We start from the raw sequence: 16,612 nt of genomic DNA, 5'->3' as shown, positions 1-16,612 counted from the left end.
TTCATAAGTATTGTATATCATTTTTGTAAATATTCAAAGAGTCTCTTCCTGCAGAGCAGACCATATTTCAATAAATGTGATATAAATGTGATATATGAAAATGAAATATATGTTATAATTTAAACTTAAAATTATTATAACTATAAAAAGGATGTTGAAAAATGAATAGACTAATAAGTATTTTTGCGTTTTCTCTGCTGTTACATGTATCTGCGTCAGCAGCCGAGGCATTGACGCTGGATCAGGCACTGCAGCTTTTAAAAGCAAAAAACCTGGAAATCAAAGCTGCTGCATTTGATGAACGCTCTGCAAAAGAGGACATTGATGCGGTATCGGGGAAAAACTGGGGAACATTGACATTCACGCAGGATGCGGCACGTTCAAATGATGCCGGAAACGTCTTTGGATTTAAACTGACTTCCCGTGAGGCGACTTTTGGCGATTTTGGGTTTGCCGATTTTTTAACGCCTCCTCCGGGAACAACTAATGTTTTAACTGTCCAACCGACAGATTTGAACTATCCTGGTTACAGAAATCTGTTTCAAAGCAAACTCAGATACGAAGTGCCTCTTTTTACAGGTTTCATGCTCAGTTCTTACACTGACATTATGAAAAAAATCAAAGAATTAAAATCTTTGGACAAACACAAGATAGAAAAACAAAAAAAGTATGAACTCAAAAAAAGCTTTTATGATATGGCTTTGCTTGATTCTTCTATAAAAAATCTCAATAAAATTCTGGACAACATCCATATTTTAGAAAATACCACAGAAGAGATGATAGCAGTTGGCTATGCAAAAAAAGTAGATTTACTTGAAGTACAAGCGAAAAAAGGCAATGTTGAAAGACTCTTGGTACAGATGCAGTCCAACAAAAAACTCTTGTACCACTACATCAGTTTTTTACTTAATCAAAAAGTTGAACATATTCAGACACCTTCATCAGAAGTAAGTATGCCAAAGATTAGTGATGCAGAAATTTTAGCACATAATATTGACTTACAAAAAGCAGCAACAGGACTCAAAATAACAAAAGATATGCTCAAAGTTTCTCAAGCAGCCTACTACCCTACACTAGGTGCTTTTGGGGAAGTTGCTACCGCAGATAATACCTTTTTAGGGAATGCAGATGAACATAAAGCCTATACCATAGGTGCACGCCTTAGCTGGAATCTTTTTGATGGTGGGATAGATGCAGCAAAAATAGAGAAATCAAAAATAGAAAAGCTCAAAATGCAGTCACAGGTTGAACTTGCAAAAAAAGGGATTCTTTTAAAAATTGCAAAAATCAGAACAGAGATAGAAGGGGTTGATGTTGAGATAGCTTCTTTGAAAAAAGAGTTGGAGTTGGCAAATGCCATTTATGAAAACTACGAAGGCAGATACAAAGAAAAACTTGTTTCCATGAGTGATGTCATCATCAAACAGTCTGCACAGATAGAAAAAATACTACAGTTGCAGATAGCAAAAAACAAAAGAACAGAAAAAATACTTGCACTTGAAAAATTAGCAAACGGAGAAGACTAAAATGAAAAAACTACTACTATTACTGGCACTTGGCGTTTCACTTTTCGCAGAGAGTTTAACACTTTCTGGAAGTGTGATTTCAGACAATCAAAAAATGATCACAAGTCGTTTTATGGGTTTTGTAACAAATGTAAACACAAGCGAAGGGGAAAAGGTAAAAAAAGGGCAGATACTTTACAGTATAGATTCACGCGAAATTGATTCGGCAAAACGTCAGGCGGAACTTTCACTGCAAATGTATCAGAACCAGTACACAAATGTCAAACTGAATCTTGAACGATACAAAAGACTGCTCAAAAAAGACATGGTTTCAAAATATGAAGTAGAAAACATGGAACTTGCGGCAAAAAATCTGCAAGATATGATTAACATTGCAAAAGCAAGACTCCAAGAGGTAGAGAACCAGTACAAATACTTACATGTAAAGGCTCCAAATGACGGTGTTGTTGTTGCAAAAAACATCAAAGTCGGAGAGATGGCAATGCCTGGTATGCCTGCAATTGTGCTTTCAGATTTGAGTGATTTGAAAATTTCGGCAGAAATAGCAGAGAGCAATTTAAATCTCATTCATCACGGGAAAAAAGTAAAAGTGGAGATTCCTTCTGTCGGTGTCAAAACAATCGGAACAATTACGGCAATCATTCCAAACTCCAACCCGATGACGCACACATTTAAAATCAAAGTATCATTCAAGACACTGAACAAATCAGTCTACCCTGGTATGTATGCCACTGTAACCATTGACTAAAAGGGGATAAATATGAATCATCATAAGCCATATAGACCTAAAGATGTCGCAGGAAAACTGGCACAAACATTTTTAAGAAACCCTCTGACTTCTGTTTTGGGAATTTCCCTGCTTGTTATCGGGTACCTTTCCTTAATGATTATGCCTCGTGAAGAGAATCCACAAATGGTTGTCAGTGGATCTACCGTTATAGTAGCTCTGCCTGGTGCAAGTGCCAAAGAGGTAGAAAAAATCATAGTCAAGCCTTTGGAACGAAAACTCAAGGAGATTAAAGGGGTAGAACACATTTACGGCACGGCTATGGATAATGTCGGAATTGTCAATGCAGCCTTTTATATCGGAGAAAGAAAAGAGGATTCAAACCTCAAAATCTATGATAAAATCATGCAAAATGCCGATATGTTTCCAAAAGGGGCGATGAAACCAATCATTAAGCCTTTGGATATTGACATTGATATTCCTATTGTCAGTGTTGCCTTTTATTCCCACGATAAAAATATGTCGCAAACAGAACTCTATGACAAAGTCAAACAAATCCAGCACCATATAAACGGTTTGAATAATGTTGCCGTTACCGCACTCAAAGGCGGTCACAAGCACCAGTTTAACATTGCAGTGGATTTGAACAAACTCTCAGGCTATAACCTCTCAATGGGACAAATCACACAGGCCGTACAGGCAGTTTCATATAATGTACCGGCAATTAAGAACAAAACAAAAGAGAATGAAATTGTCATGGTCGGCGTAAAAAATGCCATAGAAGATGCAAAAGATGTCGGGGACATCATTGTCGCACAGTATATGGGTTCTCCTATTTATTTGAGACAGGTTGCAAAAGTGACAAACTCGTATGATATTCAAAATTTCAAATCTGCCCTCATCAGCAAGAGAGAAAAAAACGGTCATTTTACGCCGTTTGAGAATCAGGTAACACTCACAGTCTCAAAACTCCAAGGAACAAATGCCGTCATTATTGCAGATGAAGTAAAAAAAGAGTTGCAAAACTATAAAAGTGAACTGGACAAAAAAGGCATCAGTTATGTCATTACCAGAAATGACGGAGAACGCGCAAATGATGCTGTAAACGAACTTGTTATGCACCTGGTCTTATCTATCGTTATTATCGCTATTTTGCTTATATTTGTACTTGGATGGAGAGAATCACTCATCGTAACCTTTACCGTTCCTGCAATTTTGGCCATTACTCTGTTTGTTGCCTATTTAAGCGGGCAGACGATTAACCGTATCACGCTCTTTGCATTTTTGCTTTCTTTGGGACTTTTAGTTGATGCTGCTATTATTGTTATCGAAAACATTCACAGACACTACCACTCTGTAGAATCTGCCCATGAAAGTAATGATGAGATTATGATAAAAGCAACAGATGAAATCGGTGCACCGACAAATATTGCCACACTTGCCATCATTATGACAATGGTACCTATGGCATTTGTCGGAGGCATGATGGGACAGTTTATGAAACCTATCCCTGAAAATGTTCCTGTAGCACTCATCGCTTCGCTTTTTGTTGCCTATATTTTCACGCCGTATCTTGCCGTGAGAATTTTAAAACGACCAAAACATGACAAAGGAGCGCATTAATGTTTAAGAAATTTGAAAAACTTGTACTACAAGGCATACAAAGTGCTGCGCAAAGAAAACTGATACTTTTTGGAACATTAGCAGCATTTATTCTTTCGATTTTGATGATAGCACCGACTGAAATCGTCAAGGCAAAAATGTTACCTGGGAAAAACAATGACACTTTTACCATCTATGTAAAACTGCCAACAGGCAGTTCGATACAACAGACACAACAGGTGACACAATGTGTCAGCAGTTATATAACAAATGAAAAAGAAGTACGTGATACAGAGGTGTTTTTAGGTATGGGTGCACCGCTGGATTTTGCCGGACTTATTAAAGGCAGTCAGTTTAAAAACTCTGAAAATGTTGCAGAAATTGTCGTAAATATTACAAAAAAACATGAGAGAGAAGAGCCTTCTTATTTGATGGTACAACGTCTGCGTCCTGTTATTCAAGGTGCCTGTGAAAAGCTTTATCCAAATACACATATCTCTTTTGTAGAGCCGCCTGCCGGTCCTCCGACGCTTTCGGCTATTGTTGCTGAAATATACGGCGATAATGCACAGGGCATAAGAAAACTGGCAAAACGTGTTGAAAAAGTTTTTCAAAATACACAGGGGCTTGTTGATATTGACATTATGGAAGATGACATATATGACACTTTTGAAATCATTGTCCATACAACAAAAATCGCAAAATCAGGGCTCACTGTCAAGCAGCTCAACAACATTTTATACCTTGCTTTTGAAGGGATGGATATATCTGTAAAAAATTCAGACAAATACAGCGATCAGATTCCTCTCTTTTTACGCCTGTCGGACTCTTCAAGAAGATTCAGTAAAAAAGATTTGGACTCTGTAAAAGCAAAACTGGCTTCACTCAAACTCATGAACAACAAAGGCATGATGGTACCTGTCACGGAACTTGTCACAGTAATTCCTAAAAAATCCAACCCGATGATTATGAGTAAGGATTTGCACCAGATGACCAATGTTTTAGCTGAAACAGATATGGTTTCTCAGGTTTATCCTCTGCTTGATGCAAGAAATACAATTATCAACACTTTTACTGATGAGTACAAAGTCGAAAAAACAGGTCTTTTTGATTTGCGCCTTACAGACAAAGCAACAGGAAAAGTCTATAAACTCATCTGGGACGGTGAGATGAAAGTTACGATGGATACATTTAGAGACTTGGGGGGTGCTTTTATAGCGGCTCTTATACTTATATTTTTACTGATGGTTATCTATTATAAAAGTTATACGCTCAGCGGTATTATTCTTTTAGGTTCTTTTCTTTCCATCATCGGTGTGATTGTCGGTCACTGGATTATGGATATTTTTACAACCGATACCTTCTTTTTAACGGCGACATCACTCATCGGTTTTATCGCGCTTATAGGAATCAGTTCACGAAATTCTCTTTTGCTCATTGACTTTACAAAATCACTGATGAGTGAAAAAGGAATGCACAAGGCTGAGGCTATCGCGTATGCAAGTGCTACACGTGCAAAACCTATCTTCTTAACAGCCATCGCCATTATGCTCGCTTCTACACTGCTTGCAAAAGATGCCGTCTTTGGCGGACTCGGTGTTGCGCTTATATTTGGTACGGTAGCGGCTGTCGTGGCTTCACTTATCGTTGTTCCTGTTTTACTTTACATGTCAGACTTAGAAAGTCATTTTCATTTCCATGAGAAAAAAGCCGTCTCCGTTGAAGATCCTGTCTAGTTAGAGAGGATTATCAGCCTTTTTTCAATGAAGAGGTTTGAAAATTCAAATCTCTTTTGAATCCACTCAAATGTTTTTTTTGTATAAAAAAAGACATGGGTCGGGTCATTTTTATAATACCACGAAGAAAACTCTATACTTTCATCATACATATCAGTCATAAGGTATAATTTCGCATTTTTTTTGAGCATAGATTTCAACAGTGCAAACTCTTTTGCCGGCTGATAGAAATGCTCTATGACTTCACACGAAGCAATATAATCATATTTTTTTTCTAAAAGCTCTTTGTGCGGATGAAAATAAGGGTCGTAAGCACTTATAGTATAGCCTTTTTCCTGCATGACCTTTGTAATAATCTGCGAGGTTCCGGCCCCAAAGTCAAGCCCTCTCTCCTCTTTTGAAAAGTCTTTTTCAATATTTGTGGTAATGGGAGAAACAAACTTTCGATACCCTGCATCTTCGGCATTGTCATCATGGAGTTCATAGCGTTCTTTTTCACTTTTTGCATCCGGCAAGTCTGTTTCATCGACAAATATTGAATGACAGACTTTACATGTAAAGTACCTTTGACTCTCTTCGTATAGCAAACCTGCACTGTTTTGGCATAAGGGACATATTTTCTTCATGCCTAATCTTAGTCTATTAGGCTTTAATAAGTAATAAATAGATAAAATCTCATTACTATTTTTAAAAAGGAATTTTTTGCTCAATTTACCAAATTTACTGGCATCTTTGCGTATTCTCATTGCGCCTGTGATGTTTTGGATTATACTCAATCCCCAGATTTTTACCGACAACGGGTTTGATATAACCTGGAACTACTATTTTGCCTCACTTTTGTTTGTTTTGGCTTCTGTGACAGACTTCTTTGACGGTTATATAGCCAGACAATGGAACCAGATGACTATGCTTGGTGCCATCCTTGACCCGCTTGCCGACAAAATGCTCACACTTGCGGCATTTTTAGGACTTATGGTTATGGGCGATGCTTCTCCATGGGCAATTTACATCATCATAGTCCGAGAGCTTTTCATTACAGGACTGCGTACCGTTGCGGTGAGCGAAAACATAAGCGTCAAAGCTTCCTGGTCGGGCAAAATAAAAACAGTCGCCCAAATGATAGCCATAGGCTTCTTACTGATGCACTGGCCATTTGGGTCTGCCCTGCTCTGGTTTGCCGTATTTTTAACGGTATACTCAGGACTTGAATATTTGTGGGGATTTAAACAAGCAATTTTAAAGGAGCAAAACGCATGAGTTGGATTGTTTCACTCTTAGTCCTCTCCGGACTTATATTTTTCCACGAGCTTGGACACTTCACGGTTGCCCGTCTTATGGGTGTCTATGTAGAAGTTTTCAGCATCGGTTTTGGCAAACGCCTTTTTACCTTTCGGGCTTTTAACACCGAATGGAGCATTTCGGCCATTCCTCTTGGCGGCTATGTCAAAATGAAAGGCCAGGATGATGCTGACCCAACCAAAAAAAGCTATGATTCTGACAGTTATAACTCCAAAACACCTTTACAAAAGATTCTCATTCTTTTGGCAGGTCCTGCGGCAAATTTTATTCTGGCTTTTTTGCTGTATTTCATTATAGCACTTGGCAATCCTCAGGTTTTAGCCCCTGTTGTGGGAACGGTTGTCAAAGATTCTCCTGCATATGTTGCCGGACTCGAGTCCAATGATACCATTATGAGCATCAACGGCAAAAAAATAACAACATGGAAAGAGATGGCTGAGATGATAGCTGCGGCAAAAGGCACTGTTGCTTTAAAAGTAGACAGAAACGGCTACATCAAATTTATCAAGCTTGAACCAAAACTCCAAGATGCAAAAAATATGTACGGCGAGGATGTCAAACGAAAAATGATAGGTATCTCTGCAGCCGGTGTCATGCATGAGCAAAAACTTGACTTTACAGACAAACTCAAATATGCCACAGACCAGACTCTGTTTGCTTCTACTCTGATTTTTACAGGATTGAAAAAACTCATCATGGGAGATGTACCGGCTTCTGAAATGGGTGGCGTGATTTCCATTGTAAAACTCACATCCGATGCAACGGCAGTCGGCTGGATGAGTGTTTTGTTTTTTGCAGGACTCATCTCTGTTAATCTCGGTGTGTTAAATCTGCTCCCTATTCCGGCACTTGACGGCGGGCATATAATGTTTAACCTGTATGAGATGCTTTTTAGGAGAGAACCGAGTGAAAAAGTTGTCATCAACCTGACAATAGCCGGATGGGTGATATTGTTTGGGCTTATGGGACTTGGAATTTTTAACGATATAAATAGATTGGTAGGATAAAAAAGGTACAATATGAATGTTCTACTGATTGAAGATGATAAAAAATTAGTACAAATATTAGAAAAAGGCTTAAAAGAAGAAGGTTTTATTCTTGATTCAATTGATTCTATATATTTAGCAAACGAATACCTGCAGATAAAAAAGTATGATGTTATTATATTAGACAAAATTTTGCCTGACGGTGATGGTAGTTCTTTGTGTCTTAAAATGAGAGAAAATGACAACAATACACCTCTGTTAATGCTTAGTGCCTGTAATACATCTGATGATATAGTCGATGGTCTCAATAAAGGAGCTGATGATTATCTGACAAAACCTTTTCGTTTTGTTGAGCTTGTTGCTCGTATTCGTGCTCTTTCAAAGCGTTCAAACAATCTAAAAAGCCATATATTAAAAGTATATGATATAACACTCAACATAATGTCTAGAGAAGTTAAAAAAGGAGAAGAAACAATTTACCTCAGAAACAATGAGTTTAATCTTCTATTACTTCTTATGAAAAGAAAAAACCATGTTGTCCCTAAAACAGAAATTATTGACTATATATGGAATATGGAAAATTTCATAGACCCAAATCTACTTAATGTAACAATCTATAATCTTAGAAAAAAAATAGAAAATCCAAAAGATAAAAAAGTCATACAAACAATTAGAGGCATTGGTTATAAAATTGTTGAATAATTCTTTCAAATATATAAAAATTTTTCTTTTAATTACTATTCTTCTAATTCATACTATTTATTTTATCAACATTGCTTCTCTAAAACCATATCTTAAACTTTACATTATCTTTAATATTGTTACTGTTGTATATTTTCTTTTCATCAAGCTTAAACTTTTGAATCTCAAGCAATACATCAATATAAGTATAATTGAGATTGAAAACAATATTATGTTAGATGATATACATCCATTAAAAGAACCTGAGAATTTACAAGATATTCAAAAATTTATTCAAGAAATAAATAAAATTATCATTTATCTAAAACAAAAAAACAAAGTAGTACAATCCTTTAATTCTAACATAGCGCACGAGCTAAAAACCCCCTTGACACAACTCAAAACAAATTTAGAATATTTTTTATATTATACGTCTCTTGATAAAAACATATCTTATGAAATACAAAATTTTATAAAAAAAATTAATACTCTTGAAAATATAATTTCTCAAATGCTTTATGTTTCCAATAATAATATTAAACAACTGCATACTTCCATGCAAAGAGTTTTTCTCAATGATATTATTTATAAAATACTTCAAGAAAAAGAAAAAAATATTAAAAATAAAAAATTAAACATAGACACAGAAATAAATCAAGCAATCTCTATACATGGTCATTTAGAATTATTAGAACATGCAATAGGAAATATAATAGACAATGCTATTAAATACTCTTTAGAGCAACAAAAAATAAAAATTATTCTTAGAAAAAGAAACAACTTTATTAACCTTACAATTGTAGATAATGGAATAGGTATTGACAAAAAAGATTTAAAATTAATTTTTCATCCATATTATAGAGGTAAAAATACTCTATCTAATAATGATGGCTATGGTCTTGGGCTCAGCCTTGCAACTTGGATTTTTGAACTTCATAGCGCTTCCATAAAAATTCGAAGTCAAAAAGGCAAAGGTACTTTTGTAGCAGTGAAATTTTATACAAGTTAGAATCCGATTGCTATACCAAATCCTAAAAAATCTTTAGACTCATTATTGAGCCCTAATCCTCCATTTATGTCAAGTTGTATATTGTCTCGAAGCAGATATGTAAAACCTCCATCAATTACTTCTGTAATGATACTTGAGGAAGATGGTACTATAAAGTACAGTTCAATATAGCTCGCAAATTTATCTGTATGCGAAAATGTTGCTCCAACTGCCGGTTGAAAATCATAAATACGTTTTTCATCTCTATAGGTACTTGCCTGAAATGTTCCGAAAAGCGACACACTTGCATCTACTGTATAATCCCATAACAATCCAAAAAGTGGTGAAATATTTTTTGGTTTAAAATCATTTTCAGTACCTGTTGGAAATGTAATGAGGGTCATAAATGAAATATTATATATCTCATTTTCTAAAAAACTATATTTTCCAGCTATAGTTATATCAGAACTTATACGCTCTGTAAAATCTTTTGTGGTACTCCATCCATCTAGCAAAAAATCAAACTCTAAATTTTCAGTTATACCGGTACGAAGTTCAAAAAGAGGAAAATCTTGTGTGTCATTTTTCGATGAAACTGTATCAAAAGTATAATTATACCCCATCTCAATATTAAACATACCTGGTGCAACAGTATATGTCCCTGTGCTAAATCCTGGTCTGTCAGCAATTAGTGTTTCTGCATATAAGTTTATATTCACTACACCTATAAATAGCATTGTTAAAGAAAGCTTTTTCATTTCTGTCTCCGTATGTAATTATCTAAACTGCTTGAAATATCTGCATGTCCAAGATATATTTTTGTATCATTATACTTTTTTAGTTTCTCTAACTGTTTATATGCTAAAATTTTTTTCGCATCATTAAAATAGATAAACATATTTCTAGAAAAGATTATGTCAAACTTACCTATAGTTGATAAACTCTCCTCAAAAAGATTACATTGTGTAAAAATAGCATATTTTTTTATAGACTCTTTAATATTGTAATTATTATTTTTTATTGTAAAATATTTTTCTAAAATATCTTCCTCTATTCTATGAACAGATCGTTCATTATATATACCCTCTCTCGCCTTTTGTATAACCACTTGATCTATATCAACACCTACAACTCGAAAGTTATTCAAATGCATCTCAAGAGCGATAATAATAGTACTATAAACCTCTTCTCCAGTTGAAGATGGTAAACACAGTATATCAAGACATGAACTGTTTTGCTTCTTATATACATAAAGAGCATTTTTAATCTGTTCTGCTTCACGAAAAAAATAGGTCTCATTAATAGTTATAAGTGTTACAAACCTTTTAAAAAAAAACTCGTCTATCTTTATTTTATTCAATAATGTTGCAAATGATTTTATATTATGTTTTTTACAATAGTCAATTATTTTTTGTTTTATAATTGGTTTATTTATATCTAACTCTATACCAGACTTTGTTTCTATATAGCTATATAGTTCCATTGAATCATGAGTATCTACAGTAAAAACCTCAGAAGATTGCTCTATATCTTGTATTGCTTTATTTGAAAAAATATTAAACATTATGTAAAAACTTCACAATATCCTCTATATCCATGACTTCAATGTTTGGATTATGTTCAGAGGCTGCTTTTGGCATTCCATACACCTTGGCACTACTTTGACTTTCGGCTATACACAGAGCTCCTTTTTTATAAAGAGTATCTATTCCCAACATTCCATCATCCCCTATACCTGTTAATATTATGGCTATAATTCCATAATCAGGCAGGCATTTTGTTGCTGAGTGAAATAATGTATCTATACTAGGAACGTATATTGTCTCTTCATCTATAGATTCTAATATAAGTGGATGAATTGATGAAAATCTTAAACTTTCATTACAGACATAAATAGAAGCAGGTTCGATTACTTTTTTATCTTGAACAAGGTAAACGGGGAGTTTTGTGCAGGTAGAAAGCTGGTCAACAAAGCTTTTTAAAATATCTTTATTCATATGCTGTGCAATAATAAACGATGATTCCGTTGTTATATTATTTAATTGAGTAATAATTTTTTTAATATGCCCAGGACCACCGGTTGATGCACCTATAAGTATTAGTTTTCTCATCTCTTAACTTTTAAAACTACTCAGCTGAGAATTGAGTTTTTCTATGATATCATTTTGGTGTTCTGCAGCCGCTGCAATCTCTTCTACACTTCTTGCATTCGTAATAGAAACATCATTCAATTTTGTCATTTTCTCAGAAATATCTATAACTCTGTTTTTTAGTTTGTCTACTGCTTCTGAACTCTCTTGTGCCATTGTTTTAGATTTTTCTATGCTATCCATTACATTATCTATGTTCTCTTCAACATCACTTGCCTGTTTTGCAGCCTCTGCAATTTCTGTGGCATTTTCTTGCATATCATCACTGGCCTCATCAACTGCTTGTGTCACCACATTGATAGTAGCGTTAATCTCTGTTAAACTTTTTTGTGTTCTTTCTGCAAGTTTTCGTACTTCATCAGCCACAACGGCAAAACCACGACCATGGTCTCCTGCTCGTGCTGCTTCTATCGCTGCATTTAAAGAGAGAAGATTTGTCTGTTCTGCAATATCTCCAATGAGTTCAAGTATGCTTTTTACATCATTTGTACTCTCTTTTAGTTCTTGCATTTTTAATGAAAGTTCTTCTTCTTTTACACTAGAATCTTTAACAGTTGCTATAAGTTCATTGATTTTTTGCGTTGTTTGACGTAATGCATCAAATGACTGCTGAGAAATATCATACATACTTGTAACAGTATTATCCACAAAGCTTGCCTCTTGTGTTGTCTGCTCAGTATCACTATTGATAGATTTAACTAAACTTGCTTCATCTTCTACTCTTCTTCCTATTTCTAATGAAGTAGCTGAAAGTTCATTTGATATAGATGATGCTTCTGTACTCACATTTTTTGCTTCACTAATTGCATTTTGCACTTTTTGAATAAAGTCATTAATATATTTGGCAACTAAGGAGAGTTCATTTTTTCCTTCTATATGTATGCGTTTTGTCAAGTCTCCATCACCTGAAGCAAGATTTTTCGCTGCGTTTGCAATCTGCATAAGATTTTTACTTATCACTGTTGAAATAAATAACATAAAAATAATAACACCTAAACCTATTGCAACAAAAAGAGTTATTAACTGTATCTGCAAGTTATTAGCAAGTTGTTCTTTCTCTTTCTTTTGATCTTCTCTTAGTGAAACTAAAGCTTCTTGAGCCTCTCTTGCTTCTTTTTTCATTTGTGTATTTATTTTAAATGATTTTTCTCGTAATTCACTAAAAGTATAAAATGCTTGTTTATACTCTTTTAAAGCTTGCAAAATATTTTCAAGCATTTGTTTGTTTTTTGGACTATCTAAAACTTGCTTTACATGTAAAGCAAGTTTTGTAATTTTTTTAATGTACTCTTCTACTTGGTCTTGATACATAATATCTTTACGACGGAGATAATTTTTTTCAGCGATTCGCATGAGTAAAAGTTCTTTGACTATCTTATCAGCAAGTGATGCTTCTTCTATCTCATCAGCAATAATTGTAATATTTTTTGATTTTTGAATAACCTGTTCAAGCTGTTTTTTTTGAATTTTTTGTACTTTATAAGCTATATTTTCCACATCTTGTGCTTCTTTAACCATAACAGACTGCTCTTTTAATAAAGCATCTCTTGTCTGTTGAAATTTTTCAAATAACTTGAAGTATTGTTCAATATTTACAATGACACTATTTACAAGCTCTTTATTTTGAGGGTCTTCAAAACTATTTTTCAATTCTTTTGCTCTTTGTAAACTTTGCTGTACTAACATTTTCAACTCTTGTGCATACTTTGCATCTTGTCTTCGTATATAATTTTTTTCATTGATTCTGGCTTCTAACATCTCTTTTACAATCTTATTCGCAACAGAAGCCTTCAGACTCTTGTCTTCTAGTTTGTCAAGATTAGAATCAATGGCATAATACAGATAGATAAAAGCAAGAGATATAATAATTGGAACAATGAGAAGTTGCTGTTTAATAGTAATGTTTTTTAACATGATGAAACCTTTTTTTAATAAGTATTATAACTTCATATCATGAAATTAAAATGAATTGAAAATGAATTATATTTCATTTTCAACTAAGAAGTCTTTCAAACTCTTCTTGAGGCATTGGTTTATAGTAATAATACCCTTGAATTTTAACATTGCTGTGATTTGTAACAATTTTTAAAGTGGCAACATCTTCAACACCCTCTATAATAATTGTCAAATGAAGTGTTTTTGCCAAGTGAACAATACCTTCTAGTAATTCTTGAGCTTTTATATCTTCTAAAAGATTATCTACAAACTTTTTATCTATTTTTAAAGTATTGATTGGATAATCTTTAATATAAGATAAAGAAGAGTACCCAGTTCCAAAATCATCTAGAGAAAACTTAAATCCTAGTTTTTTAACAAGTTCCATAGTGCTAAGAATCAAATCATTATTTTGTGCAAAAATACTCTCTGTAATCTCAAAATATATATTATCAGGATTGACATTTTTATATTTTTCTAATTGTCTTTTAAGAAAAGGAATAAAATTTTCATCGTAAAACTGTAAAATAGAAAGATTAATGGAGACTATACTAGAAAATTTGTTACGTTCTATCATGTCAAATACTTTTTCTATCAGCATATAAGTTATATCAAGTATCATACCGTTACTTTCGAGTTGCTTTATAAAATAGATTGGAGAAATTATTTCACCCTCTTTTTTCCATCTTAATAAAGATTCAACACCATAAAGAGCCTCTGTTTTTGGTTCAACAATAGGTTGAAAATAAACCAAAAACTCTTGGTTTTTAATAGCATCTCTTAATTGTATTTCAATCAATGCCTCTTTTTCAACTTGCTTATACATGTCTTGATTAAAATAACTATATTGTGATTTTCCTGAATTTTTTGCTGCATACATTGCTATATCTGCATATGAAAGAATTTTTTCTTGTGAAAGATTTTGTTGTCCAGACACATAGATACCAATAGAAACAGATGTAAAAATAGTATGTCGGTTAATGTAAATCGGTTTTTGAATTATATCTATGATTTTATTTGCTATATTACCAGCAATAATGTTATTTTTAATATCTTGTAAAAATATAGCAAATTCATCTCCTCCTAAACGGGCTAGCATATCATTTTCTCTAATACAGGATTTCATACGCTTTGCAATAATTTCTAAAAGTTTATCCCCTATTGTATGTCCATAGGTATCATTAATATTTTTAAAATTGTCTACATCTATAAACATTACAGCAAATAGACTATGATGGTTTCTCTCTGAACTTAAGTACTTTTCAACTACTTCATAAAAACTTTTTCGATTTGGTAAATTTGTGATCCTATCATTATTTACAAGTAAAGAAAGTTCTTGAAAAGTTCTTTGTAATGTTGCAATACTATTATTTAACATTCCAGACATTTTACCTAACTCATCATGAGATGAAATATTAATTCTTTTTGAAAAATCTTCATGAGTAATTTTTGCTAACACATCGTTAATTTGACGAATTGGCTCTACTATAGAACCCATCAGTGATTTTGCAAAATATATACTGAAGCTTATAATAATTAATAATATTATTTGAATAGTAATCATCTGTTTATAGTATATTTCCTGCGAATGTTGATGACGGAGTTTTGCTCGTCTTATTTGATATTCTGAGAGACGATTGAGTGCCTCTCTTGCTTTTCTAAATTCAAGAATTGCTTTTTTATATAAAATGTTTTCCAATGTTTTTTCATTTGATTGCATAAGTTTTGGATATATTTGCTTTTTTATAATTGTCAGATACTTTTGAAAATTTGTTTTGAATTTTTGCAGTTCTAGTTTTTCTTCTTTCGATAATCTTGTATTATCATATATTTCAAGTTCTTGTTTAATTCTTTTTTCTTGTTCTTGAATGACTTTTTTATGCTTAGATATAATATTTTTATCTTTAGTATCAATAAGTCTTAAACTTCTATCTCTTATTCTATACAGAGCACCTTTTAAATGAGAAATATTCTCCAAAGGAATAACTTCTTGCGTGTAAATATTATCAACTCTTTTATTAATTTGAGAAGACTTCCATAAACTCCATTCTCCAGTGATAAATATCAGAACTATTAAACCGCCGAGTGTTATATAAAGTCTGGTTTTGAGTTGCATTTTTCTAAACATTGTTTCACATCTCCAAAGAAAATAATCACATTTCTTACTTTAGCATATGATTATGAAATTTTCATTATTTCTTAAAATATCTGTTAATCTTTTATTACCATTAAAACTACTAAACAGTATAATATTAACAAAGAAACAGGCAACTAGGATTAAAATGAACGAAATTGAGTACAAATTATATATAGATGATGTTATCAGACGGGTTGAGACGGCGCGCTTAAAAGTAAGTGAGCACCATATTGTTAAAATTGTCGCTGTGAGTAAATACTCAACAGCTGATGAGATACAAAGACTTTACCGCATCGGTCAGCGTGCTTTTGGTGAGAACAAGGTGCAGGACCTAAAAGCCAAAGCCAAAGAGCTTGAAGATTTACCGATTGAGTGGCATTTTATAGGCAATCTGCAAAAAAATAAAATCAACAATCTTTTAGACATTAATCCAAGTCTTTTTCAAGCCCTGGATTCATTAGAACTTGCCCATGAACTGCAAAAAAGACTGCTTGCAAAAGAGATGACACTCGATTGTCTACTGCAGATAAATTCGGCAAAAGAAACGAGCAAACACGGTGTGATGCCCGAAGATGCAGTGACGATATATACACAAATCATCAATGAATGTCCAAATATTAACCTTAAAGGTGTTATGAGCATAGGCGCACACAGTGAAGATAAAGCAGTAGTGAGAAAAAGTTTTGAAACAACCCATGAAATATTCACACAACTTCCAAATACCAGCATCTGTTCTATGGGGATGAGCGGAGATTTTGAACTCGCAATTGAGTGTGGTTCCAATATGGTTCGTCTTGGCTCCATTATGTTTAACAAGTAAATTAATTATCTAATCTAATTATAAT

At 33.5% G+C, this 16,612-nt stretch carries 15 protein-coding genes; 9 read left to right on the top strand and 6 right to left on the bottom strand.

Annotated features, from left to right (window positions below):
• The first annotated feature begins 161 nt into the window (after positions 1-161).
• Genes FJR45_RS05370 through FJR45_RS12540 form a run of 4 tightly spaced genes read left to right on the top strand, consistent with a single transcriptional unit; the run spans position 162 to position 5,591 of the window.
• Positions 162-1,526 carry a TolC family protein gene (locus FJR45_RS05370; RefSeq protein ID WP_193151694.1) on the top strand — a complete coding sequence of 455 codons (1,365 nt, stop codon included), beginning with the start codon at positions 162-164 and terminating at the stop codon, positions 1,524-1,526.
• Position 1,527: 1 nt separating this feature from the next.
• Positions 1,528-2,274, top strand: a complete 747-nt coding sequence (locus tag FJR45_RS05365; protein ID WP_193151693.1) for an efflux RND transporter periplasmic adaptor subunit — start codon at positions 1,528-1,530, stop codon at positions 2,272-2,274.
• A 12-nt stretch (positions 2,275-2,286) separates the two neighbouring features.
• Positions 2,287-3,876, top strand: coding sequence for an efflux RND transporter permease subunit (locus tag FJR45_RS12545; RefSeq protein WP_193151692.1), 1,590 nt, complete (start codon positions 2,287-2,289; stop codon positions 3,874-3,876).
• A complete protein-coding gene (locus tag FJR45_RS12540; RefSeq protein ID WP_193151691.1) occupies positions 3,876-5,591 on the top strand; it encodes an efflux RND transporter permease subunit in 1,716 nt (571 codons plus the stop codon). Before FJR45_RS12545 ends, FJR45_RS12540 begins: the two co-directional genes overlap by 1 nt.
• On the opposite strand, the gene FJR45_RS05350 is transcribed toward FJR45_RS12540, so the two are convergent.
• Complete coding sequence (locus FJR45_RS05350) at positions 5,588-6,217, bottom strand: class I SAM-dependent methyltransferase (RefSeq protein ID WP_193151690.1); 630 nt, start codon at positions 6,215-6,217, stop codon at positions 5,588-5,590. The two genes, FJR45_RS12540 and FJR45_RS05350, sit on opposite strands and share 4 nt — an antisense overlap.
• Before the next feature lie 76 nt (positions 6,218-6,293).
• On the opposite strand from FJR45_RS05350, the gene pgsA reads away from it, so the two are divergent.
• From pgsA to FJR45_RS05330, 4 genes are all read left to right on the top strand, one after another.
• On the top strand, positions 6,294-6,848 hold the full coding sequence (pgsA, locus tag FJR45_RS05345) for a CDP-diacylglycerol--glycerol-3-phosphate 3-phosphatidyltransferase (protein ID WP_193151689.1): 555 nt from the start codon (positions 6,294-6,296) through the stop codon (positions 6,846-6,848).
• Positions 6,845-7,897: an RIP metalloprotease RseP gene (gene rseP / locus FJR45_RS05340; protein ID WP_193151688.1), complete on the top strand. Its 1,053-nt coding sequence runs from the start codon at positions 6,845-6,847 to the stop codon at positions 7,895-7,897. Before pgsA ends, rseP begins: the two co-directional genes overlap by 4 nt.
• A 12-nt stretch (positions 7,898-7,909) precedes the next feature.
• A complete protein-coding gene (locus FJR45_RS05335) occupies positions 7,910-8,578 on the top strand; it encodes a response regulator (protein ID WP_193151687.1) in 669 nt (222 codons plus the stop codon).
• A gap of 211 nt (positions 8,579-8,789) precedes the next feature.
• Positions 8,790-9,566: a sensor histidine kinase gene (locus tag FJR45_RS05330; protein WP_193151686.1), complete on the top strand. Its 777-nt coding sequence runs from the start codon at positions 8,790-8,792 to the stop codon at positions 9,564-9,566.
• Here FJR45_RS05330 and FJR45_RS05325 read toward each other — a convergent pair.
• From FJR45_RS05325 to FJR45_RS05305, 5 genes are all read right to left on the bottom strand, one after another.
• Entirely contained in the window at positions 9,563-10,303 is a 741-nt protein-coding gene (locus FJR45_RS05325; RefSeq protein WP_193151685.1) for a transporter, read from the bottom strand. The two genes, FJR45_RS05330 and FJR45_RS05325, sit on opposite strands and share 4 nt — an antisense overlap.
• A complete protein-coding gene (locus tag FJR45_RS05320; protein ID WP_193151684.1) occupies positions 10,300-11,109 on the bottom strand; it encodes a CheR family methyltransferase in 810 nt (269 codons plus the stop codon). The genes FJR45_RS05325 and FJR45_RS05320 overlap by 4 nt, the downstream gene beginning before the upstream one ends.
• Positions 11,102-11,656: a chemotaxis protein CheB gene (locus FJR45_RS05315; protein WP_193151683.1), complete on the bottom strand. Its 555-nt coding sequence runs from the start codon at positions 11,654-11,656 to the stop codon at positions 11,102-11,104. Before FJR45_RS05315 ends, FJR45_RS05320 begins: the two co-directional genes overlap by 8 nt.
• Before the next feature lie 3 nt (positions 11,657-11,659).
• Entirely contained in the window at positions 11,660-13,609 is a 1,950-nt protein-coding gene (locus tag FJR45_RS05310; RefSeq protein WP_193151682.1) for a methyl-accepting chemotaxis protein, read from the bottom strand.
• 79 nt (positions 13,610-13,688) lie between these two features.
• Entirely contained in the window at positions 13,689-15,758 is a 2,070-nt protein-coding gene (locus FJR45_RS05305; protein ID WP_193151681.1) for an EAL domain-containing protein, read from the bottom strand.
• A 154-nt stretch (positions 15,759-15,912) separates the two neighbouring features.
• Between FJR45_RS05305 and FJR45_RS05300 the strand changes: the two genes are divergently transcribed.
• Positions 15,913-16,587, top strand: a complete 675-nt coding sequence (locus FJR45_RS05300) for a YggS family pyridoxal phosphate-dependent enzyme (RefSeq protein ID WP_193151680.1) — start codon at positions 15,913-15,915, stop codon at positions 16,585-16,587.
• Positions 16,588-16,612 lie beyond the last annotated feature (25 nt).

This window comes from Sulfurimonas sediminis, from assembly GCF_014905115.1.
Taxonomy (GTDB): domain Bacteria; phylum Campylobacterota; class Campylobacteria; order Campylobacterales; family Sulfurimonadaceae; genus Sulfurimonas; species Sulfurimonas sediminis.
The sequence above is the reverse complement of the archived record's forward strand: the minus strand, read 5'-3'. Positions and strand labels throughout refer to the sequence as shown.